This is a genomic window from Streptomyces sp. HUAS MG91 (genome assembly GCF_040529335.1).
In the GTDB taxonomy this organism is placed as follows: Bacteria; Actinomycetota; Actinomycetes; order Streptomycetales; family Streptomycetaceae; genus Streptomyces; species Streptomyces tabacisoli.
Genome location: NZ_CP159534.1, coordinates 3244411 through 3265690 on the forward strand (window position 1 = coordinate 3244411; position 21280 = coordinate 3265690).

Here is a 21280-nt window from a genome sequence, read left to right on the forward strand (position 1 = left end):
GGCAGACACGCCCTCGGGGCCCCCGTTCGGGGGCTCCGAGGGGGCCGCACGCGGTGCGCCCCTCAGGGGCGCGGGGAACTGCGCGACTAGGCCGGCTTGAGCTCCTGCCGCTGCCTCCCCAGCCCCCCGATCTCCAGCTCCACCACATCCCCGGCCCGCAGATACGGCTTCGGCTCGGGCTGCCCCATGGCGACCCCCGCCGGCGTCCCGGTGTTGATGACGTCACCCGGGTACAGGGTCATGAACTGGCTCACGTAGCGCACGACCTCCGCCACGGAGAAGATCTGGTCGGCGGTGCTGCCGTCCTGCTTCAGCTCGCCGTTGACCCACAGCTTCAGGCCGAGCGCCTGCGGGTCGGGCACCTCGTCGGGCGTCACCAGCCACGGCCCGAGCGGGTTGAACGTCTCGCAGTTCTTGCCCTTGTCCCAGGTGCCGCCGCGCTCGATCTGGAACTCGCGCTCGGACACGTCGTGCGCGACCGCGTACCCGCCGACGCAGGCGAGCGCGGCCTCGTGGGACTCGACATAGCGGGCCGTACGTCCGATGACCACGGCCAGCTCCACCTCCCAGTCGGTCTTGGTGGAGCGGCGCGGAACGAGCACGGTGTCGTGCGGCCCGACCACCGTGTCCGCCGCCTTGAAGAAGACGACGGGCTCGGCGGGCGGCTCGGCGCCGGTCTCGGCGGCGTGGTCGTGGTAGTTCAGGCCGATGCACACGACCTTGCCGATCCGGCCCACCGGCGGGCCGACGCGCAGGCCCGCGGAGTCAAGGGCGGGCAGCTCCCCGGAGGCAGCCGCGGCCCGTACCCGGTCCAGCGCGGCGTCGTCCGCGAGCAGCGCCCCGTCGACGTCGGGGACGAGTCCCGACAGGTCACGGAGGGTTCCCGCGGCGTCGAGGAGCGCGGGGCGCTCGGCTCCGGCGGGTCCGACTCGCAGCAGCTTCATGGTGTAACTCCCTCTGATCTAGGAGGAGCCTCCATGGCAAGGTGCGGCCTCAGCCATCGGAGGTCTGGTCGATCCTCCAAGTTCGGCGTCCAGTCCGCAATACCCCGTTCACGGACTGGACCCGCGCCCTGGCCCGGCCGCTGCCTCAGACGGGAAGCGCCGCCGCGCCCGCGTACGGCATGTCGCGGTAGAGGGCGGCACGCTCGATGGCGCTCCACGTCGTCGAGGTGACGATGTACAGCGCGGCGGCGAGCGGCACGTAGGCCACCGAGAACAGGGTCATGAAGGACATCAGCGGCATGAACTTGGCCATCGCGCCCATGCCCGGCACCTGCGGCTGGTCCGAGGCGGGCGTCGCGGCCGCGGACAGGGCCATCTGTCGCTTGGTCCGCCGGTAATTGAAGGTCGCCACGGCCGCGACGAGCACGAACAGCGCCACGTACACCAGACCCTGCGCCCCGAACAGCCCGCCGTGCGCGAGCGCGTCCGTGAACCGCCCGCCGAGCGGGGCCGCGCCGAGGGTGTGCCCGAGCAGGGAGTTGGGGTCGCCGCCGATGCTGGCGCTGGAGAACAGGTGGTAGAGCAGGAAGAACGCCGGCATCTGGCACAGCATCGGCAGGCAGCCGGAGAGCGGGGAGACCTTCTCCTCGCGGTGCAGCTCCATGATCGCCTTCTGCAGCGCCTCGGGGTTCTTCTTGTGCTTGGCCCTGAGTTCCGCGATGCGCGGCTGCAGCTTCAGCCGGTCGCGCTGGCCCCGGGCGCCGGCCCGCGACAGGGGATGGACGAGGAGGCGTACGAACGCGGTGAACAGAACGATCGCGGCAGCGGTCGCCGAGGCGTGGAACAGCGGCTGGAGCAGGGTGGCCAGGTGCTCGACCAGGCTTGCGAAGACGGACATGAACGACGACATGGGTGAGCCCTCCGGGGGTCTCGTCGTGCCGGAAACAGAACGGGTTTCGGCGTGACGGACCACGGGCCCGGCAGGAGGAACTGCTAGGTCAGCGGCCCGTCGGGACGAGACGTCCGGGTGCTCGGGGACGGGTGCGCCCCCGTGCGTCGGGATCGCGCTGCGGCAGGAAGGCGGTGCGCTGCTCGCGGTCGCGCATGGCCGTGCGCACGCTGGTGGGCGGCACGACGGGCGCGGAGCGCGCGGTGAGCAGGGAGCAGACGGCGAGCGCGGAGCCCGCGGCGGCGGTCGCGGCGAGCGCGACGGCCCCGGCGAGGCTGCCGGCGTCGACGAGGACGGACTGGACGAGGAGGAAGAGCAGCAGCGCGGCCGGGCGCAGGGTCGTGGACCAGGTGCTCGTACGGAACATGCGGCGTCCTCCTCTCGTGGGTCGCGTCGGTCGTGACGTGTCCTGCCAGTTATACAGCCTCGCCCGCGACCGGCTGAAGGAGGCGCCGGGGCGGGCTCAGGGGGTCTGCCACTTCTGCGCCGGGTTCCCCGAGCACCAGGCGATCTGGAGCGGTGTGCCGTCCGCGGTGGCGGCGTTGGCGACGTCCAGGCACTTGTCGGCCGCGACATTGACGACGTCCGCGTTGGGCGAGATGCGCCACTGCCGCACGTTCGAGGTGTCGCAGCGCACCATCACGAGCCGGGACCCGTCCTTGGTCGAGTTGCCCGCCGTCGACAGGCACGCGCCCTGGTTGCGCAGGGTGCCGTCGGAGGCGAAGAACCAGACCTGGTCGGCGCCGCCGTCGCAGGAGCGCAGTTGCAGGCCGCCCGACATCCGCTGGACGCACTTGCCGGCGAGGCCCTTGACCGGTCCCCTGGGGCCGGTGAGCTTCGTCTGCGCGGGTGCCTTCTTGGTGGTGTCCGACGAGGAGCTGTCGCTCTTCGACCCGGCCGTGGCCTTCGATCCGGAGTCCTTGGAACCGGCGGTCGCCCCGCTCCCGCCCGCGGGGGCGCCGGCGTGGACGGTGACGGTGGGCACCGGCTTCTTCTTGTGCTCCTCCGCCCCCTTCGACTCGGCGCTCGCGCTGCTGGAGCCGTCGGGCGACGGCGCCGTGGTGGGGCTCTGCGACGCGGAGGCCGACGGCGAGGGCGGCGCCGGCACCGACCGCGAGGTGTCCGGCCCCGAGGAGAGCCCGTCGGCGAGGGCGGCGCCGCCGAGGACCGCGGCGGTGGCGGCGGCGACCGACCCGACCGTCACGAAGACGCGGCGGCCGGGCAGCAGCCCGATCCGCACGCGGGACGGCTTGTCGGTGTACGTCTGGGAGAAACGGGTCGGTGGCACGGGACCTCCGGCGGTGGCTGCGGTCGGACGGGGGCGGGAGCGGGGGCGCGCGGCTCAGCGCAGCGCGTTGGGCACGGGCAGGTCCGCCTCCTCCAGAACCATCAGCTGGGCCGCGCCGGGGTCGACCAGCTCGGCCATGCGCAGCGCCTGCCGTTCGGTCATCTGCTGGAACAGCTGGCGCGCGGTGCGGCCGTTGCCGAACGCGGCGTCGCGCGGGATGGACTCGATGTGCGTCGACAGCGCCTCGCGGGCCCCCACGCTCAGCTCGTAGCGGTGGCGCTGCGCTTGGTGCTCCACGATGGAGACGACCTCCTGGGAGGTGTAGTCGGCGAACAGCAGGGTGCGGGTGAACCGGGAGGCGAGGCCCGGGTTGGAGGAGATGAAGCGGTTCATGTCGGCGGGGTAGCCGGCGGCGATGACGACGACCTCGTCGCGGTGGTCCTCCATCAGCTTCACCAGCGTCGCGATGGCCTCGTGACCGAAGTCGTTGCCCACGGCGGCCGGTACGAGCGCGTACGCCTCGTCGATGAAGAGCACCCCGCCCCGGGCCCGCTGGAACGCCTCGGTGGTCTTCGGGCCGGTGTGGCCGACGTACTCGCCGACCAGCGCGGAGCGGTCCACCTCCACCAGGTGGCCGCGGCCGAGCAGGCCGAGCGCCTTCAGCAGCCGGCCGTAGAGCCGCGCCACCGTCGTCTTGCCGGTGCCCGGGTTTCCGGCGAAGACCAGGTGGCGGCTGAGGGGCGGCGCGGGCAGTCCCGCCTCCTGCCGCAGCCGGACGGTCTGCATCAGCTTCACCATGCCGCTGACGTCGCGCTTCACGCCGTCGAGCCCGACGAGTTCGTCCAGCTCGCCCAGCAGGTCCTCCAGCGTCTCGGGCTCGGGCTCCGGCTCGCCCTCCAGGGTCGGGCCGGCCTCACCCGTGGGCGCGGGCGCACCGGCGACGGACCCGGTCGGGGTGCCCGTGGCGGTCCCGGCGGGCGGCGTGCCGGCCGGGCCGGTCGTGCCGGTGAGGTTCGTGGGGAGCACCGGGCTGGTGACGTCCACGGCGACGCACTCCTCGAAGACGGGCGCCGCGCCCTCGCCGAGCCCCACGTCCCGGGCGCAGTCCAGGACCCGGCAGCGGCGCAGCGTCGGCGCGGCGCCCGCGCCGGCGTGCACGGCCGGGAAGCCGCTGCCGGACAGGTCGCAGTCGGTGAGGGTGCCGCCGGAACCCGCGCCGAACAGCACGCCGTTCTTGCCCGCGCCGGTCACCCGCACGCCGCGGATCTCGGGCCGGGCGCCGTCGCGGACGACGATGCCGCTGCCCGCCGCGTCGGCCACGGAGCCGCCGTCCATGGTCAGCCGCGCTCCGCCGTCGACGGTGATCCCGGCGCCGCCGGCCGCCACCACGTCGACGTGCGCCAGTTCCACGACGGCGCCCGTCGCCACCACGAGGCCGTCGCCGCGCTGCCCGGCCAGCCGGGTGCGGCTCACCTCGCACGGTTCGGCGGAGGTGAGCCGCAGCCCCGCCTCGCCGCCGGTCACCGTCGAGTCGCGCAGCGCCAGGCCGGCCTCGCCCGACGTGTGGATGCCGTCCGTCCCCGCGCCGACGAGCGCGCAGGTGTCGATCTCGGCCCGCGCCGACTGGGTGACCGTCAGCAGATGGGCCCGGCCGCCGCTCAGGCGGCTGCCGGTCAGCCGGGCCCGGGCCCCGCCGCCGAGCCGTACCGCGCCCGCGGCGCAGTCGGTGACGGTGACACCGGTCAGTTCCACGGTGGACCGCTCGCCGCCGGTGACGCCCGCTCCGCCCGCGTCCGTGAGCCGGCAGGAGTCCGCGCGCAGGCGCGCCTCGCCGGACGCGACGAGCGCGTCCTCGCCCGCGTCGGCCACCCGGCAGTCCCGCAGTTCCACGACCGCGCCGTGTTCGGCGTGCACGCCCGCGCGGGCCGGTGCCAGCACCCGGCAGTCCTCGAGCAGGGCGAGCGAACCGTCCTGCGCCAGCAGGCCGTTGCGGCCCGCGCCCGTCAGGAGGCCGTCGCAGATCAGCAGCCGCGCCCCGCCGCGGGCCCGCACCGAGGAGCCGGAGTGGTCGCGCACCCGCAGCCGCTCCGCGGTGAGCGTCGCCGCGTCGGAGAGCACCACCCCGATCCCCTGCACCGACTCGACGACGGTGTCCTCCAGGTGGGCCCGCGCGTCGCCGCGCAGGTGCAGCGCCGCGTGGTGCGCGCCGTGCAGCCGGACGCGCCGCAGCCACAGCACCCCGCCGGAGGTCGGGTCGTCGAGCAGCGGGGCCATGTCGTCGGGCAGCGCCGGGAAGCCGCCCGGGGCGTGGGCGGGCGCGGGCGCGGTCGAGCCGAGCACCTCGACCCGGCCGTGCGCCACCTCGCAGTCCTCCAGCGCCAGCGCGGACGCCTCCGCCACCCGCAGCAGTACCTGCGTCGGGTCGGCGCCGCGCACCGTCAAGCCGCGCAGCACGCAGTCGGGCGCGGCGACCGTCACCGCGCCGCCGGCGGGCGGCCGCACCACCACCGAGCCGTGGCCGGACTCGGGGACGAGCGTGACCCGGCGCCGCAGGTGCAGCTCCTCGTCGTACTCGCCGGGCGCGATCGCCACCACGGCGCCGGACGGGGCGGCGGCGAGCGCGTCGCCGAGGGTGCGGTGGCTGCCCCGGCCGCGGGGGCCGACTCGGATCACCGGTTGCTGGTTCATGGGTTTCCTCCGCCGTCCCCGGTCGTCTCCGTCGGGGCCGCGGGCGCGGTGATGCCGAGCCAGTCGCGTACCTGGGCGCCGAAGAAGAACGTGGAGAAGGACTTGTCGATCATCTTGCCGATCGCCGGCATCACGAAGATGTCCATGACGCCCTGCCGGTGGTACCAGCGGCCGGCGATGTTGTTCTGCATCAGGGTGCGGGCCGCGCCGATGGTCGACCCGCCGATGAATCCGCCGAGCGCGCCCGCCCCGCCGTACGCCGCGGCGTCGGCGCCGCTGAGGTACACCGTGTTGCCGTCGGCGTCCTTCACGCCGAAGACGGCGGCGGTCGCGGCGCCGCTCGCGAAGGCGCCGACCGCGCCGCTGATGGAGCTGTTGGCGAAGTCGTAGACGCCGGAGCGCCAGCGCATCACCTTCTCGTTGCCGGCCCACTCGGCGCCCCAGCTGTCGTCGTTGGGGCGGAGGCTGTAGGGCTTGCCCGCGTCGACGTTGGAGAGGCCGTTCTTCCAGGCGCCGCCGCGCCCGGCGATCAGGTGCCCGGTGGTGAACACGCCCTTGCTGCCTGCGCTGATGGTCGCGCCGAACGCCGCCTTCGCCACGTCCATCGGCGTGAACGGCTGCCCGGTGGCGGCCGACGCGATGCCGTAGACGGCGAGGTTGAGCACGAAGTCGACGATCCACTCCTGGCCCATCTCGACGGCCAGTTGCTGGAACGCCTTGGTGACGAACGGCGCGTAGGTGGACTCACCGGCGACGGCGGGGCCGAACTTCCACCGGTTGGGCTCGCGCAGCATGCGGCTGAAGCCGCGGTACTCGTTGGCGAGTCCGGTGAAGTTCGTCTCGCGTCCGAGGGGCGTGTGGGTCCAGTCGGGCGTGAAGCGGTCCAGCAGCGTATGCCGGCCGAAGGTGTCGGTCTGCCAGACGTATCCGGACAGGGAGCGCTCGTTGATGACGGTGGTGCCGTCGGCGCCGTACTGGCGCCAGTGCTTGCCCCACTCCTCGCTCTCCAGGAACGTGTTGTTGGTCAGCAGCTTCTTCTCGCGGACCAGCACACCGGTGTCGAACTCCTTCCAGACGTGCGCGTTGAACACGTCGCCGGGGTTCGCGGTGTACTCCCGTACGCGGAAGGGCTGGTCGGTGAAGAAGGAGCGGACCGCGCCGGTGGTCTGCTTGACCGGGATCACCTGGATGTTCTGTCCCAGGCTGGGGACGCTGTCCTCCCAGCGCGCTCCCGGCTTCCACGAGGTCAGGGCCGTGGTGCCGTCGAACCAGGTGCGGACGCGGTCGCCCTGTCCGGTGCCGAAGTCCTTGATGTTGCCGTGCCGGTCGATCTTGTTCCAGTTCCACACCTCGACGCCGTTGCCGTCCCGCGAGACGCGCCAGGCGTCCACGACGTCGCCGTCGGAGAGGATGCGGTGCTCGCGCACCAGCAGGTCTCCGTCGAAGTCCTGGTACGACTCCTTGTCCCAGCCCCAGCGGTCCACGTCCCGGCTGTTCGCGGTGTACCGGGTGCCGGTGTTGCCGTTGCTGTCGGTCCAGGTGAAGCGGGTGCCGTCGGCGTGGCCCGTCGCACTGATCTCGACGGTTCCGGCGCCGTTCGGTGCCGGCCAGGTGTCGGACCGGGACAGGACGAAGCCCTGGTGGTCGAAGCGGGTCCAGTCGCCGGTGCCCGAGTGCACCTGCATACGGAAGTCCCGGTCGCCGCTGCCCGCGTTGGCGTCGGGCCGCACCGCGGGGCGGGGCCGGAACTCCACCATCGAGCCGTCGGACAGGCCGGTGCGCGCCACGTGCCAGCCGCCGCCACCGGAGGTGTACCAGTCGCCGTCCTGCCGGCCGGGGTGGAACTGGTCCTGCCACTTCACGGTGAGTCCGGCGCCGCCGCCCCGCGTCACCTGGAACTCGCCGGGGTCGTAGGTGCGGGTGCCCTGGAGCTTGCCCTCGCCCTCCGACCACGGCAGGTGGTTCGGCTGCGCCGGGACGCCGTTCGGGTGGGCGCCGGTGGTCGGCAGCGCCACGTCGCCGGTCTTCAGGTCGTTGCCGCTGCCCAGCTTGCGCGTCTCGCGCACCACTTCGCCGACGTTGGCCGCACCCGGCGTGGTGACGATGTCGGTGACGGTCGAGTCCATCGAGGTGAAGCGGATACCGCTCAGCGGCGCCCCGCCGCCGGCCGGGGTCTGCGTGAACCGCGCGACTTGGAGCCTGCTGTCCCCGGCGAGCCAGGGCGCGGCGTGCTCCAGCTGGCTGGTGCGGTAGTCGAACGTCATGAAGCGCCGGAAGTTGACCGGTGGGCGCTGCTCGGCGAGGCGGCGCACCTCCAGGGTGGAGCCGTCCGCCAGGTCCTTGCCCGCGCCGGTCTCCTTGCCCTGCGGCGAGTGCGAGACCCAGCTGGTCTTCGGTGTGCCGTCGGCGTTCATCTCCAGCTGGAAGTAGCGGCGCACGTCGTGCGGGCTGACCTGGAAGCGGCCGAACTTCTCGTGCACGACGATCGTGCGGCCCGCGTTGTTCGGGTCCGGCATCCGGTCGGTGAAGCCCCGTCCCGGACCCCATTGGCGGGTGCCCTGCGCGAGGTGCAGGAAGTCCTCGTCGTAGCGGTTCCAGGTGCCGGTGGCCAGCGACTGGGTGGCGGGGTGGTTGTCCAGCGTGCCGAGGACGTGGCCGCCGTCCGGGTTGAGCTGGAAGTGACGTACGCGCACGTCCAGGCCGTTGACGGTGTGCACGTCGAACCAGCTGCGGCCGCTCTCGCCCCAGTGCCGGGTGCCGTGCCGGACGACCGTGCCGCCCGCGTCGACCTCGGCCCAGGTGCCGCGCTGGCCGGTGCGTGAGAAGTCGCCCGCCTGGCCGGTCCCGTGGAAGGCGTACAGGGTGTCTCCGCCCGGGAGCGGCCGACGCTCGTACACGTCGTTGCCGGAGTGGCTGACGAGCCGGACGCGGCCGTTCGCCAGGCCCTTGGTGTCGACGGTGCCGCTCTCGAACCAGGCGTTGGCGTTGTGGGGCACGGGCGCGCCGCCCGGCGTCTGCTTCACCAGCTGCCAGGTGGCCGTCGCGTCGCCGCCGGGATAGGTCAGGTCGTAGTGCCGGCCCGGCTGCGCCGCGCCCTTGTGGAACGGCACGATCCGCTCGCCGGAGAGGCGGCCTCCCGCCTCGTACGTCCTGAACTCGCCGCCGCGCGCGCCGAGTCCGTCGGTGACGCGGAAGTCGGTGCCCTGCGCCGCGACGTGGACGCCGGGCACCGGCCGGAGGTTGCCGTCCACCACGCGCGGCGGGCCGTCGGTGCTCACCAGGTACCGGGAGGCGTTCGGGGTGCCGACGCGCACGTCGGAGAGCGGCGCGAGGTCGTAGGTGGTGCCGCGGACGCCGTCGGTGACGTGCGCCCCGAGGCCGTTCCCGTCCGCCGGGCGGATCGTGGCGTGCAGGTCGCCGCCTGCCCCGAAGAGCCGTACGTCCCCGCCCGGGCCGGTGACGCGGAAGCCGCCGCCGGTCAGCGTGTCGACGGTGTGGCCCGCGACAGGCTGGAGGTTGGCGTCCAGGACGCGCGGCACGGGGTTGCCGACGGTCTGGAGGTGCTCGACGCCGCGCAGGCCGTTGCCGTCGGCGAGGCGTACGGCCACGAGGTCGGTGGCGCCGTCGCCGGCGTGGACGGTCACCGTGGTGGCGTCCGTGACGAGCAGTTGGTTGCCCGGCAGCGGTGCCAGCGTGGTGCCCGCCACGGGAGTGCCGTCGGGGCCGCGCAGCACATGGGGTTCCCCGGCGACGGTCGGCACCATCGCGAGCCGGTCGTCGCGGCCGAGGCGCACCACCTGGTGCGTCAGGTCGCCCGCCGGGTCGACGAGCACGTGGTGCGCGCCGTCCTGGACGCGGAAGCCGCCCGCCGTGTTCCCGGTCTGCGGCACGACGCGGCCGCCGCCGACGGGCACCAGCGCCCCGTCGAGGAGCTGCGGTCCCGCGCCGCCCGGGACGGTGCCGACGAACCTGCCGTGGAGGCCGGGCGCGTGCAGCGCGGTGGCGTCGAAGGAGTACGCGCCGTCCGCGCCGTGCACCCGGATGTCGCCCCGGGCGTCGGTGACGTGGAAGGTGCCGTCCGGGGCGCGGACGACGCCGTGTCCCATCAGGTCCGTGCCGAGTCCGGTCCGCAGGTGCGGTTCGAGGACTCCGTCGGTCCGGGTGAAGGCGAAGGTGTCGGCGCCCGCGCCCGCCGGGCCGCGCAGGGTGACCACCTGGTGGGTGAGGCCGCCCCGGGCGTCGACGGCGACGTGGACGGCGCCGTGCTCGACGCGGAAGCCGCCGCCGGTGAGCGCGGTGACGCCCGCCCCGGCCAGCGGGGTGCCGTCGGGACGCACCAGGCCCGTCGGCAGGCCGTCGTCACCGAACCGCACGAGGGCGCCGCCGAGACCGTCGCCGCGCAGCGGGAGGCCGGTGAAGAGCGGGGCGCCGCCGTGGACGTCGTGCACCGCGACGGTGGCGTCGGGCCGCGAGAGGTGCAGCGTGTCGCCGTGCCGGACGAGGGTCGTGGCGGGCACGGCGGTGCCGTCGGCGGTGAACGGGTGGGCCACCGGGTGCGGGCCGCCGACCGGGATGTGGGCGAAGAGCTGCTGCCCGTCCGCGCCCGTGAGCCGCACCGCGTCGTGGGTGTGGACGCCGCCCGCGTCCACGACGAGGTGCTGCCCGCCGTGTTCGATGCGGAAGCCGCCGCCGTCGAGCGCGGTCACCGACGCGCCGTCGAACGGCGTGCCGTCGGAGTGGACGAGCGTCGGCGCCTGCCCGGGCCCGGCGGCGGGGCGGACGAACGCGCCGCCGGGGCCGCCGGTGACGGGCAGCACCTGGTGGGAGAAGGCGCCGTCGGGCCGGTGGACGTCGACCAGGGTGCCGCCGCCGGTGCGGGTGACGTGGTAGACGCCGCCGCCGTCGGCCGGTGCGGTGACCGTTCCGCCGGTGGGCGCGCCGAGTTCGTCGGTCAGGGCCAGCGGCCCGCCGCCGCCGTGCGGGCCGACGACGTGCAGGTCGGCGCCGTGGCCGCCGGTGCCGTGCAGCCGCAGGCCGTCGTGGGTGGGCAGGCCGGTGACGGGGCTGTGGGTCTGGAAGCCGTTCGGGGTGGGCACGTGCAGGCCGTTGTCGACCAGGCGGACGGGGCCGCCGCCGAGCGGCAGGCCGCCGGTGCCGAGGTGCTGGACGCCCACCGGCGTGTGGTGCGCGTCGAGGCGCAGCACCACCGTCGATTCACCGTAGTGGCCGCCGCGCAGCGCGAAGGTCTGTTCCCCGCCGGTGAAGTGGTAGCCGGTCCCGTCGAAGGAGAAGTCGGACCGGAAGGTGCGCACTCCCCGGGTCCACTCGGCGTGCAGCCGGACGAGGCCGTCCGTGCCGGTGTCCGTCCAGGCCCTGACGGGCGGTCCGCCGGCCGTGCCCGCCACGGTGACCGTGGGCTGCGCGGCGCCGCCCGCGTGGACCTGGAGCTGGACGCCGGTGAGGCCCGGCACGTGCACCGTGACATGGGCGGGCGGGGCCACCACCGGGACGGCGACGCTCGCCATCTCCACGGAGACCGTGTTCGAGCCACCGGTCACCTGTACGTCGATGATCTCCTCGTTCACGAGGGGGTGGCCCTGCTCCGCGCTGAGCCCGTAGTCGAGCCGCTGGACGCCGCCGCCGTTCGGGAGGTCGTACTCGAGGCGCAAGATCCGCTGGTCCCCGACGGTGAAGGAGGAGGCCCGCACCTCGGTGGAGCCGTTGCCGCGGACCGTGACGTCGACGAGCCGGCCGTCTCCGGGGGCGGCCGGGGTGACGTCGACCCGTACGCCGGGCAGGTGCGGGATGTTGGTGAAGGTGTGCTGGAGGTCGTAGGCGACCTGGACCATGCCCACCTGGATGTTCTGGGTGAACACGGGCTTCGCCCCGCCGAACCCGGCCAGGGTGAGGTCGTCGCCGCGGAAGAGGGCGTTGAGGCCCGCGATGGACACGCTGCTGCCGTCGAGGGCGGGCGGCGCCGCGTTGCCCGCCGCGGGGACGGCGGGGGTCTGCACGGACGCGCTCGGCGGGGTGAGGGCGCCGGACGCGGCGGGCACCGGCTGCGCGCCCGCGGCCGGGACGACCGTGGGCTGCGGCACGGCGGTCGGCGCGAGGTTCACCGGCGCGACGGCCCCGGTCGGCACGGCGCCGGCGACCGGCGGGGCGTCGAGCCCGCCGGTCGCCGCGTTCACGCCGCTCACGCCCGGAGTGTCCACGCCGGCCGGGGGGTCGGACACGGCCGAGGCGTTGACGGTGGGCGCGGTGACTCCGCCCGCCGAAGGAGCGGACACGGCAGCGGAGTTGACGGTGGGAGCGGTGACGGCCGGCGCGGTGACTCCGTTCGCCGGGGAAACGGACACGGCCGACGCGTTGACGGTCGGCACATTGACGCCCGCACCGGAAACCCCGCTCGCCGGAGGAACGGTCACCGCCGAAGCATTCACCGTCGGCACGTTCACACCCGCACCGGAAACCCCGCCCACCGACGGAACCGACACGGCCGACGCGTTGACGGTCGGGCCGAGGTTCACGGCCGGTGGTGTCAGGCCGACGGTGTTCACCACGGGCGCGGTCGGGGGCGCGACGTTGACGGTCGGCGCGCCCCCGAGGCCGCCCACGGTGACGGCGGAGACCGGAGGCACCTGCGTCTGGGTCACGTTCGGCGTGAGCTGGGAGAGCGCGGGCATGGTGATCGGGGTCGTCGCGGCGTTGAGGCCGCCGACCGGCACGGTCAGGCTCTCCCGGCCCACGAGGCCCGTCGCCCCCGGCAGGTCGGTGATCTGCGCGCCGAGCGAGGGCAGGTTCACCTGGATTCCGTTGGGTGAACTCACCTGGAGCGCGGGGGCGTCGAGCGAGGTGACGGCGGGCGCCACGTTCGGCACGTTCACCGAGAGGCCGCCGGGGACCGTGCTGCCGCCGAAGGCGACCGAGGGCGGCGTGACGGCGCCGAGCGAGGGCATCTGCACGCCGCCCGCGACGGCCCCGACGTGCGGGACCGCGCCGAGCTGCGGCATCGACACCCCGGGCACGGACACCGCGCCGACACCCGGCGTCGCCACCGACCCCAGGTTCGGCATCGACACCCCGGGCACGCCGACCGCGCCGACGCCCGGAGCGGCCGCCGCTCCCAGGCCCGGCATCGACACGGCCGGCACGTTCACCGCGCCGATCCCGGGAGTGGCCGTACCCAGACCCGGCATCGACACGTCCGGGGCGGCGTTGACGCTCTGCACCGGGCCGAGGGTCGGCAGCGGCACGTTCAGCCCGCCACCGGACACGCCGAGCCCGCCCATCGAGGGGATGTCGACGATCTTCGTACCGACGGAGGGCGGGGCCAGGTCGAAGGAGACCCCGAACTCGGGCAGCGAACCGAAGTTGACGGCCACCGGCATCGGGACGGCCGAACCGCCGCCGAAGCCCGGCAGGCCCCCGCCCGGCACCAGGTTCATCGGCGGCATGTTCACGCCGTGCAGGCCGACGGCGCCGATGTTCACGCCGATGTCGCCCGCGGCGTGGGTGGGCGGGGTGCGCATGCCGCCCAGGCCGACGTGCGGCAGGGTGGTGAGCGCGGTGCCGGGCGTGAAGAGCGTGAACCCGGACGCCACCCCGCCGGAGACCTTGCTGGCCGCGCCGATGAACTCGCCGTTGACGAAGGCGCCGTAGCGGTACATGCCGAAGACGCCGCGGTCGATGAAGCCGATCTTCATCGCGAGGGCCAGGCCGCCGCCCATCTCGTCCGCGGCGACGGGAAGGAAGAGCCGCAGCCCCTTCAGGCCGCTCAGCCCGGCCGCCATCCCGCTGCCGAGGCCCTTGATGCCGTTGATCCCGGTGGCCAGGGCCCGCAGCCCGAAGAAGGACTTCGCGCCCGCCGTGTTGATGATCATCAGGTCGACGGCGGCGGGGAAGAACCCGAAGCTCTTGCCGAGCGTCGCCGGGTCGAAGCGGATGCCGTTCAGTCCCTTGAGCCCGTTGAGGCCGTTGAGACCGGGCGAGAAGTGCAGGCCGCCGAAGCCCTTCATGCCCTTGAGGCCGTTCAGCCAGACGCTGGTGGCCTTGAAGGAGTCGTCGATCCCGAGCGTCAGCCGCCCGAAGAGACCGAGCGCGTTCGGCCCGCCGTTCAGCAGGTTCTTGCCGCCGGCGAGGCCCTTGGTGCCGAGGCCCTTCAGGCCGTCCCAGAGGGTGCCGATCTTCAGGCCCTTGGTGGTGGGCGCGATGACACCGAGGATCGACATGATCAGGTCGGTGACGCTGGCGTCGCCGTTGGCGAAGTCGACCGCCGTCTTGATCAGCAGCGCCACGTTGAGGGCGATGGCGAACAGCGCCACCGGGCCGCCCACGAGGATCGCCGGGATCACCAGGATCAGCGCCAGCCAGCCGAGCGCCTTCCAGATCTCCTCGCACTCGTCGATGGGCGAGGCGATGGACTCCGCCGCCGTCTCCAGCGCGCTCGCCGCCGTCTGCGCGGCCTGCTCCAGGATGTCCTTCGCGTCGTCCGCGGTGGCCTTGTGCGCGTCGCGGCCCGCGTCGTCGTCCTCGGCGAGCGCCGCCGCCTGCGACAGCGCGTCGTCGGCCCTGCGCTGCTGCTCGCGCATCACGCCGGCATAGGTGCGCAGCGCGCTCCTGGCGTCCTCCTGGGCCTGCCGGAACGTCGTCACGTACTTGCGCAGATCATCGTCGATGATCTTCCGCAGCGCGTCGCCCGTCTTGCCGACGAAGGCGCCGCCGCTGGTGTCGCGGACCTCCGTGAGCCCCTTGTCGATGAGGTCGGCGAGGTCGACCAGATCGCCTTGCGAGGCGATCACCGCGTCGATGCCCACCGGATCGCCGGGGGTGGGATCGGAGTCCATGCGGAGGGCGTTCCAGTCTCCGGGGCGGGGCATCGGCCGCTTCCTCCTCGGTCTCACCGGCACGGTCGCTTCGGTTCGCTGCCAGGTCCACGCACCACGAGCCCCCGCGGTTCACCCTCGGCACCCGGAATTTTCCGCGGGCTGCGGAATCCGTGGGAGACGGAGGTGAACCGCGGGGGCTCGTGGTGCGTGGACAGGGCGGCAGAAACCCGTGAGGCTCCGCGAGGGGAAGGCGAAAAGGTGGCGGACTTCTCGATCGACTACTCGCTTCTGCAGCAGGTCCAGCAGAAGATGCACTCCCTGGCCGACCAGGCCGACTCCGGCGGCGCCACCGGCGCGTTCAAGGAGATGGGCGAGGCGAGCGCCTCGGACCGGCGCGGCACCCTCGGCCACGCCGGGCTGTCCACCTCCTTCAACCTCTTCTACCGCCGCTCCTCCAGCCGCACCAAGGACGCCAAGGACGGCCTGAACCAACTGGCCGACATGTTCGCCTCGGTCGCGAACACCTTCTTCGACGCGGACGCGCAACTCGCCGGCTCGGCCGGGCTCATGGGCCAGAGCATCGGGCTCAGCGACTGGCGCAACGAGAAGGCGGCCCACGACGAGTGGGTGCAGGACAAGTCCGACTGGGACGCCTACCTGGAGAAGATCGGCGCCACCGACTACTTCGCCGAGCACCCCGACGATTCGATCCGCATGGTGTGCACGAGCCCGGACGCGCCGGCCTTCTGCTCGGCGTGGAAGGCGGACGACGCGGCCGGCACGGCGCCCATCAACCCCGGCGACGAGCCGCCCAAGCCCTCGGAGACCCCGCCCACCTCCTACTCGTACGAGGACAGCAAGGGCAAGGTCGACGTGACGGTCGAACTCGATGACGACAACAACGTCATGAAGGAGACCCAGAAGATCACGAGCACCGACGGCCAGTCCTACACCTCGACCACCGTGTACGACAGCGCGCCGAAGATGGTCGGCCCCGAGGGCGACCAGTTCGACGCCCGCGACTACACGATCACCACGGACTACGCCGACGGCTCCACGACCACCACCAAGGTCGTCATCGACGACGACGGCTCCGGAACGATGACGGAGACCGACGACGACGGGGAAACCACCGTCTCCACCCGCAGCGGCCCCGACGCCGACTGGGTGGAAGAGGACGGGGACGACGACTGACCATCCCCCGCACCCCGCTTCATCCACAGGAGAGGACATACCCATGGCCGGCAACATCGCCCTGAGCTACCCCGAGATCGAGCGGGTCTCCGGCGTGCTCGACACCAGCGTCGACTCCACGCTGGTGCCGCGCATGAGCGAGGCCAAGCAGGAGGTGGAGACCCTCCTCACCAACGGCCTGGTGCTGAGCAAGTCCAGCCCCCAGCTCACCGACCAGTACAACGACTTCAACACCAAGCTCACCGACGCGATGAACGCGATCAAGTCCTTCGCCGACCAGTTCCGCCAGATCAAGACGAGCTTCGAGTCGATGGACGCCGACATCGCGGAGAAGGTCGCCAGCAGCGGCAAGTAGGGCACGGCCACCGCCTCCCACCCACCTACCCACAGCAGGACGGAGACTGAGCACGATGGCGAACACCGACATCTACGCCGATTACGACCAGGTGGCGACGACCGCCTCCACGATGAGCAGCAAGCTCGCCGACATCTCGCACGAGCTGGCCAACCTGGAGACGACCGTCTCCGGCCTCCTCCAGGACGGCCTGGTGCTGGAGAAGGCCAGCAAGGCGCTCCAGGACTCCTACGACGACTTCAGCCGCCAGCTGAAGGAGTCCTCCCAGGGCATCCAGTCCTTCGCCGACACCTTCTCCAAGATCGCCGAAGGTCTTGCGCAGGCGGACTCCGACATCACGACCTCGGTGCAGAACGCCGGCAAGTGACCGCGGCGAGAGGGCCGGCACCCCGGTGAAGGGGGCCGGCCCTCTCGTGCGTTCCGTGTGCGGGACGCGCCCGTCAGTCGCTGAGTGTCGTGAACGGCACCTGGACGGCGACGGCCCCGCCGGACTCTCCGGCCGTCCAGCCCCGGCCCACCGGCAGCGCCATCCGGACCTGCTCCGCGGAGAGCCGGGTGCCGATCAGGTCGCCCTCGCCGATGCTCTTCGGGCCGAGCAGCACACCCTGACGCGCGCGGCGCGCCACGCCCACCCAGCCCAGCGTCGACATCGACTCGGGCAGACCGGCCAGCAGCAGCCCGAGTCCGCGGTCGCGGCCCGAACTCGCCACGTCCCGCAGCACCTTGTCGGCCGCGCAGCTGAGCATCAGGTCGGCATCGTCCACCACGACCACCGCGGGCCGGTCCCGTACCTCCTTCAGCGCGGCGCTCACCGCGTCCGCCGACGGGTCGGGCTCGGGCATCAACTGAACCAGGTCGTGGTCGGCGAGCGCACGCAGCGGCGAGGACCGCGGCGTGATGATGATCAGCGCCGTTCCGGAGAGCAGCAGCGACACGCTCATCGCCACCAGGGTCGTGGACCGCCCGGTCCGCGGCGGGCCCGCGACCACGAACGAGCCGCCGCCCTCGGCGAAGTCGACGAGCATGGGCTTCGCCTCGTCGCCGCCGACGCCGAGCAGCGCGCGCAGCGGCTTGCGGCGCGCTTCGGGCACCGCGGCCATCGTCTCCTGGAACGTGACGCCGCCGGGCAGCGCCTCCACCCGGAACGGCCTGCGTGCGGCCGGCACCGACCGGTCCCGGTCGGTCGTCGCCCTGCCGATCGCGCGCAGCGCCGAGGCCTGGTCGACGTCGGCCGCCTGCTCGTCGTCGCCGGGTGCGCCGAGCAGCGCGACCTGGGTCTCGACGCCGCTGGGAGCGTGCCAGCCGCGGCCCGGAGGCACGTGGGTGGGGGCCTGGTTGCGGGGCATGCCCGCCAGGTTGTAGTCGCTCGGGTCGGCCTGGCGGAGCAGCAGCCGGCGGTCGTTGTGCGCGGCGAGCCGGCCGCCGAGCAGCAGCCGCTCGGAGGTGGCGATCACGTGCATGCCGGCGGCGGCGCCCTCACGCAGCAGCCGTACCACCTCGTCGTGCAGGCGGCCGCCGTCGTAGTCGTCGAGCATGCCGCTGAGGGCGTCCCACCCGTCGATCATCAGCAGCAGGTGCGCGGGCCGCCGGTCGGCCGGTACGCGCAGGCGCACCTCGGTGATGTTCGCGCACCCTTCCTGGGCGATGAGGCGCTGCCGGGCGGTGAGTTGGGCGCCGAGGCGTCCGATGAGGCGCTCCAGGCGTTCCGCGTCGTGCCGGGAGACGACGGCGCCGCAGTGCGGAAGGGTCTCCAGGGCGGAGAGTCCGCCGCCGGCCGCGTCGATGCCGTAGAGGTGCAGGTCGGCGCTGGAGAGCGTGTTCGCCGCGGAACCGGCGACGGTGCGCAGCAGTTGGGTGCGGCCCGAGCGCGGTGAGCCGATGACGTAGAGGTGTCCGAAGGTGGCGAAGTCGATGGCGCCCAGGCGCCGTTCCTGCGACGCGGGCAGGTCGAGCAGGCCGTAGGGGACCTGCGGCAGGTCACCGGCCGGTTCCTCGGGGGGCGGCAGCTCGTCCAGACGCAGCCGGTCCTCCAGCGACGGCAGCCACGGGCTGGGCTGCTGGACGAAGTCGTCGAGCCGGACGGTCGCCGCGATGGCGGCGTCGACCAGCGCCCTGAGGTCGGTGGGGCGTTCCTCGGTGACGAACAGCTCCTCGCCCTCGCCCTCCTCGTCCTCGCGCGGCGGCCGGCCGAGGCGTCCCCAGGTCAGCTCGGTGCCGCGGACCGTGCGGGCTCGCTCGTCGTCGGCCTCGCCGTCCTCCGCGCCGGGGCGCTCGGCGCCCACCCACGCGGTCTGGAACGGCGTCGGCGCCCCCGCTCCCCGGCGCACCAGGGCGCGGCCCGGGGTGTGCGCGGAGATGCCGGCGGCGTCGGGGGCGTTGATGATGTCCTGGCTCTCGGAGCGGTCGGTGACCCGCAGCGCGATCCGGAGGTTGGTGTTGGCCCTGATCTCGTTCGACACCGAGCCGCTGGGCCGCTGGGTGGCGAGCACCAGGTGGATGCCGAGCGAGCGGCCGCGCTGGGCGATGCTCACCAGGCCGGGGATGAAGTCGGGCAGTTCGCGCACCAGGGTCGCGAACTCGTCGATGACAAGCAGCAGTCGGGGCAGTGGCGGGAGCTGCGGGTCGCGGGCGCGCTTGGCCCGGTACTCCGGGTGGTCCTTCGCCCCGACCTCCGCGAGGAGCCGTTCGCGGCGCTTGAGTTCGGCGTCCAGGGACGACAGCGCGCGCCGGACGAGGTGGCCGTCCAGGTCGGTGATCATGCCGAGGGCGTGCGGCAGTTCCGCGCATTCGCGGAAGGCGCTGCCGCCCTTGTAGTCGACGAGGACGAAGGCCAGTTCGTCGGGGCGGTTGGCCGCGGCCAGCGAGGCGATCATCGTCTGGAGCAGCTCGGACTTGCCCGAGCCGGTCGTTCCGCCGATGAGCACGTGCGGGCCGTCGCGGACCAGGTCGACGCGGAGCGCCCCCTCGTAGCCGCTGCCCAGGGTGAACGTGGTCGAGGCGCGGTGCCGGGCCCAGGAGCGCAGCAGCCGGGTGGCCTCCGGCGGCTCCAGGTCGAGCAGCGGCAGCAGCCGCACACCGTCGGGCAGTCCGGAGTCGCTGTCGAGCGTCACGTCGCGGACCGGGGACAGCGCGCGGGCGACCTCCTCGCACCATGCGGTGTCCACCAGGTCGGCGCGCACGTCGGTGACGGAGGGGACGCCCGAGGCGCGGACGCCGAGCCGGCTGCCGGAGGTGGTGACGACGACGGCGCACTCCTCGGGCAGCAGGCGCTCCCGCTCGTCGAGGCAGAGGCTGAAGATCCGCACCTGCGGTCCCTGGGTGAGGATCTGTACGACGCCGGGCACGTCGCGCAGCCGGCGGGCGCCGTCCATCACGACCAGCACGTCGGGCTCGCGGGCCAGCGCGTCGGCGAGCGGCGAGGCGGCAGCGGCGAGCCGTGCCTGGACGTCGCCGACCAGTTCGCTGACGCGGTGCGCGGTGGACTCCGGGTCGCTGCCGAGCGCGATGACGGCCGCCTCGGTGCGCGCGGGCCGCAGGTGGGGCAGCCAGCGCACCCAGTCCCAGTCCGCCGCGTGCGTGTCGGTGGTGAGGACGACGATGCGCAGGTCGCGCGGGCTGTGCAGGGCCGCCGCCTGGGCGACGGCCCAGCGTGCGACGGTGCGCGGGGTGCCCGCGCCGCCGCTGATGCCGGCCACTCCGAAGTCCGCGAGTTCGATGCCGAACGGCACGTCGGCGAGGCGCCAGTGGACCTCGCGGTGGTTGGTGTCGCGCGCCTGGTCGTGGATGCGCTTGAGCGAGGGCCGGGTGACGGTGCCGAGCCGCAGCGTCAGCCAGTCGGGGTCGCGGCGCCTGCGCTGCCACAGCCGGTGGCCCGGGCCGGCCGTCGTCAGGAGGATCCCGGCGGGGTCGGGGAAGGTCTCGCCGCGCACCTCGCGCTCGTCGACGGTGGAGCGCCGCATCTCCCGCTCCAGGGCGGCCCGCCGGAAGCGGAACACGCGCAGCGCCTCGGCCTGTTGGCGGCGGCCGGTGCGGCGGCCGATGACCCAGTTGCCGACGGCCATGATCGGCGTGAAGAAGATGAAGATGACGAAGTAGAAGGACCGGAACAGGCTCATCATGACCAGGCCCATCGCGAGCGGGGCCAGCATCATCAGGAGCGGGAACGGCCGGGGCCCCTGCTTGCCGGGCGGGCCCGGCATCGTCAGCGACTCCTGGTCCAGGTGGGGCGCGATGCGCGGCGGCCGGTTGTACTCCACGCCGACGCCGTCCGGAGCCGGGTTGACGGCGGCGTCCGGTTCGAAGGGCGTGCCCAGGCGCAGCAGGTGGTCGCCCAGGGAGAGGTCGGCGTACGCGGGCCAGTCCTCCGACTCGTCCTTCGGCGGCGGGAGCTGGGAGACGGGCAGGAGCGGGGGGTCCTTCGGGAGTCCGTCGGGTCCTACGGGCTCCGGCTCGGCGGTGTGGCCGCCGGGGCCGCCGTCCTGCCGGCCCGCGGGCTCCTCCGCGGTCAGCGGTGTGCCCGTCTCGGGGTCGACGGGCGGCGGCGGGGTGAGGCTGCGCAGTCCGCAGGTGTCGGGGTCGGCGTCCTTCGGGAGCCGGAAGGTGGCGGAGCCGTCGGTGGCGACGGTGATCCACACGCCGTTCTCGGGGGCGTCGCCGCCGGAGAGCCGCAGCGCGCAGCCGCGGTCGGTGCCGACCTCGTGACTGCCGGGGCCGAGCCGCCAGACCCGGCCGGCGCCGGGGCCGCCGACGTGGCGGATCTCGGCGATGACGGGTTCGGCGTCCGGCGGCTCCCAGGAGCGGGCGGCGCTGGGCACGGCCACGGGCGCGCCGGCGCCGAGCACGGTTCCGTCGCGCACTCCGCTGCCGGCGAGGGGGGTCTCGCGGGTCAGTCGCTTCCCGTCGAGGTAGAGGGGGTCGGCGCCGAGCGCCTCACCGAGGTCGCCGACGGTGGCGCCGTCCGGCACGTCCAGCATGTGGTCCGCGCGCCTGCCGCTGGGGTCGGCGGTGGTGACTATGAGTTTCACGTCGGTCCAA

At 73.7% G+C, this 21280-nt stretch carries 10 protein-coding genes; 3 read left to right on the forward strand and 7 right to left on the reverse strand.

Annotated elements, in window-relative coordinates; genetic code table 11:
* Nucleotides 1-86: 86 nt before the first annotated feature.
* The 6 genes from ABII15_RS14780 to ABII15_RS14805 form a co-directional block, all read right to left on the reverse strand.
* Nucleotides 87-944: a fumarylacetoacetate hydrolase family protein gene (locus ABII15_RS14780; protein ID WP_353942788.1), complete on the reverse strand. Its 858-nt coding sequence runs from the start codon at nt 942-944 to the stop codon at nt 87-89.
* A gap of 145 nt (nt 945-1089) precedes the next feature.
* On the reverse strand, nt 1090-1854 hold the full coding sequence (locus ABII15_RS14785; protein WP_353942789.1) for a YidC/Oxa1 family membrane protein insertase: 765 nt from the start codon (nt 1852-1854) through the stop codon (nt 1090-1092).
* A gap of 88 nt (nt 1855-1942) precedes the next feature.
* On the reverse strand, nt 1943-2260 hold the full coding sequence (locus tag ABII15_RS14790) for a DUF6412 domain-containing protein (protein WP_353942790.1): 318 nt from the start codon (nt 2258-2260) through the stop codon (nt 1943-1945).
* A gap of 96 nt (nt 2261-2356) precedes the next feature.
* Nucleotides 2357-3181, reverse strand: a complete 825-nt coding sequence (locus tag ABII15_RS14795) for an RICIN domain-containing protein (protein WP_353942791.1) — start codon at nt 3179-3181, stop codon at nt 2357-2359.
* Nucleotides 3182-3235: 54 nt separating this feature from the next.
* A complete protein-coding gene (locus ABII15_RS14800; RefSeq protein WP_353942792.1) occupies nt 3236-5869 on the reverse strand; it encodes a right-handed parallel beta-helix repeat-containing protein in 2634 nt (877 codons plus the stop codon).
* Nucleotides 5866-14748, reverse strand: coding sequence for a hypothetical protein (locus ABII15_RS14805; protein WP_353942793.1), 8883 nt, complete (start codon nt 14746-14748; stop codon nt 5866-5868). Before ABII15_RS14805 ends, ABII15_RS14800 begins: the two co-directional genes overlap by 4 nt.
* A gap of 207 nt (nt 14749-14955) precedes the next feature.
* Between ABII15_RS14805 and ABII15_RS14810 the strand changes: the two genes are divergently transcribed.
* From ABII15_RS14810 to ABII15_RS14820, 3 genes are read left to right on the forward strand one after another with little or no spacing between them, the layout of a single operon-like run.
* Nucleotides 14956-15891, forward strand: coding sequence for a serine/arginine repetitive matrix protein 2 (locus ABII15_RS14810; RefSeq protein WP_353942794.1), 936 nt, complete (start codon nt 14956-14958; stop codon nt 15889-15891).
* A gap of 43 nt (nt 15892-15934) precedes the next feature.
* A complete protein-coding gene (locus tag ABII15_RS14815; RefSeq protein ID WP_111662246.1) occupies nt 15935-16246 on the forward strand; it encodes a hypothetical protein in 312 nt (103 codons plus the stop codon).
* 55 nt (nt 16247-16301) lie between these two features.
* A complete protein-coding gene (locus ABII15_RS14820) occupies nt 16302-16613 on the forward strand; it encodes a WXG100 family type VII secretion target (RefSeq protein ID WP_353942795.1) in 312 nt (103 codons plus the stop codon).
* A gap of 73 nt (nt 16614-16686) precedes the next feature.
* Here the strand turns inward: ABII15_RS14820 and ABII15_RS14825 are convergent, their stop codons facing one another.
* On the reverse strand, nt 16687-21270 hold the full coding sequence (locus tag ABII15_RS14825; RefSeq protein ID WP_353942796.1) for an FtsK/SpoIIIE domain-containing protein: 4584 nt from the start codon (nt 21268-21270) through the stop codon (nt 16687-16689).
* Nucleotides 21271-21280 lie beyond the last annotated feature (10 nt).

Bases quoted from the DNA above. Each gene is read 5' to 3' on its own strand.
- ABII15_RS14780 (WP_353942788.1), bottom strand. From the start codon at position 944: ATGAAGCTGCTGCGAGTCGGACCCGCCGGAGCCGAGCGCCCCGCGCTC.
- ABII15_RS14820 (WP_353942795.1), top strand. From the start codon at position 16,302: ATGGCGAACACCGACATCTACGCCGATTACGACCAGGTGGCGACGACC.
- ABII15_RS14800 (WP_353942792.1), bottom strand. From the start codon at position 5,869: ATGAACCAGCAACCGGTGATCCGAGTCGGCCCCCGCGGCCGGGGCAGC.
- ABII15_RS14805 (WP_353942793.1), bottom strand. From the start codon at position 14,748: ATGCCCCGCCCCGGAGACTGGAACGCCCTCCGCATGGACTCCGATCCC.
- ABII15_RS14815 (WP_111662246.1), top strand. From the start codon at position 15,935: ATGGCCGGCAACATCGCCCTGAGCTACCCCGAGATCGAGCGGGTCTCC.
- ABII15_RS14785 (WP_353942789.1), bottom strand. From the start codon at position 1,854: ATGTCGTCGTTCATGTCCGTCTTCGCAAGCCTGGTCGAGCACCTGGCC.
- ABII15_RS14790 (WP_353942790.1), bottom strand. From the start codon at position 2,260: ATGTTCCGTACGAGCACCTGGTCCACGACCCTGCGCCCGGCCGCGCTG.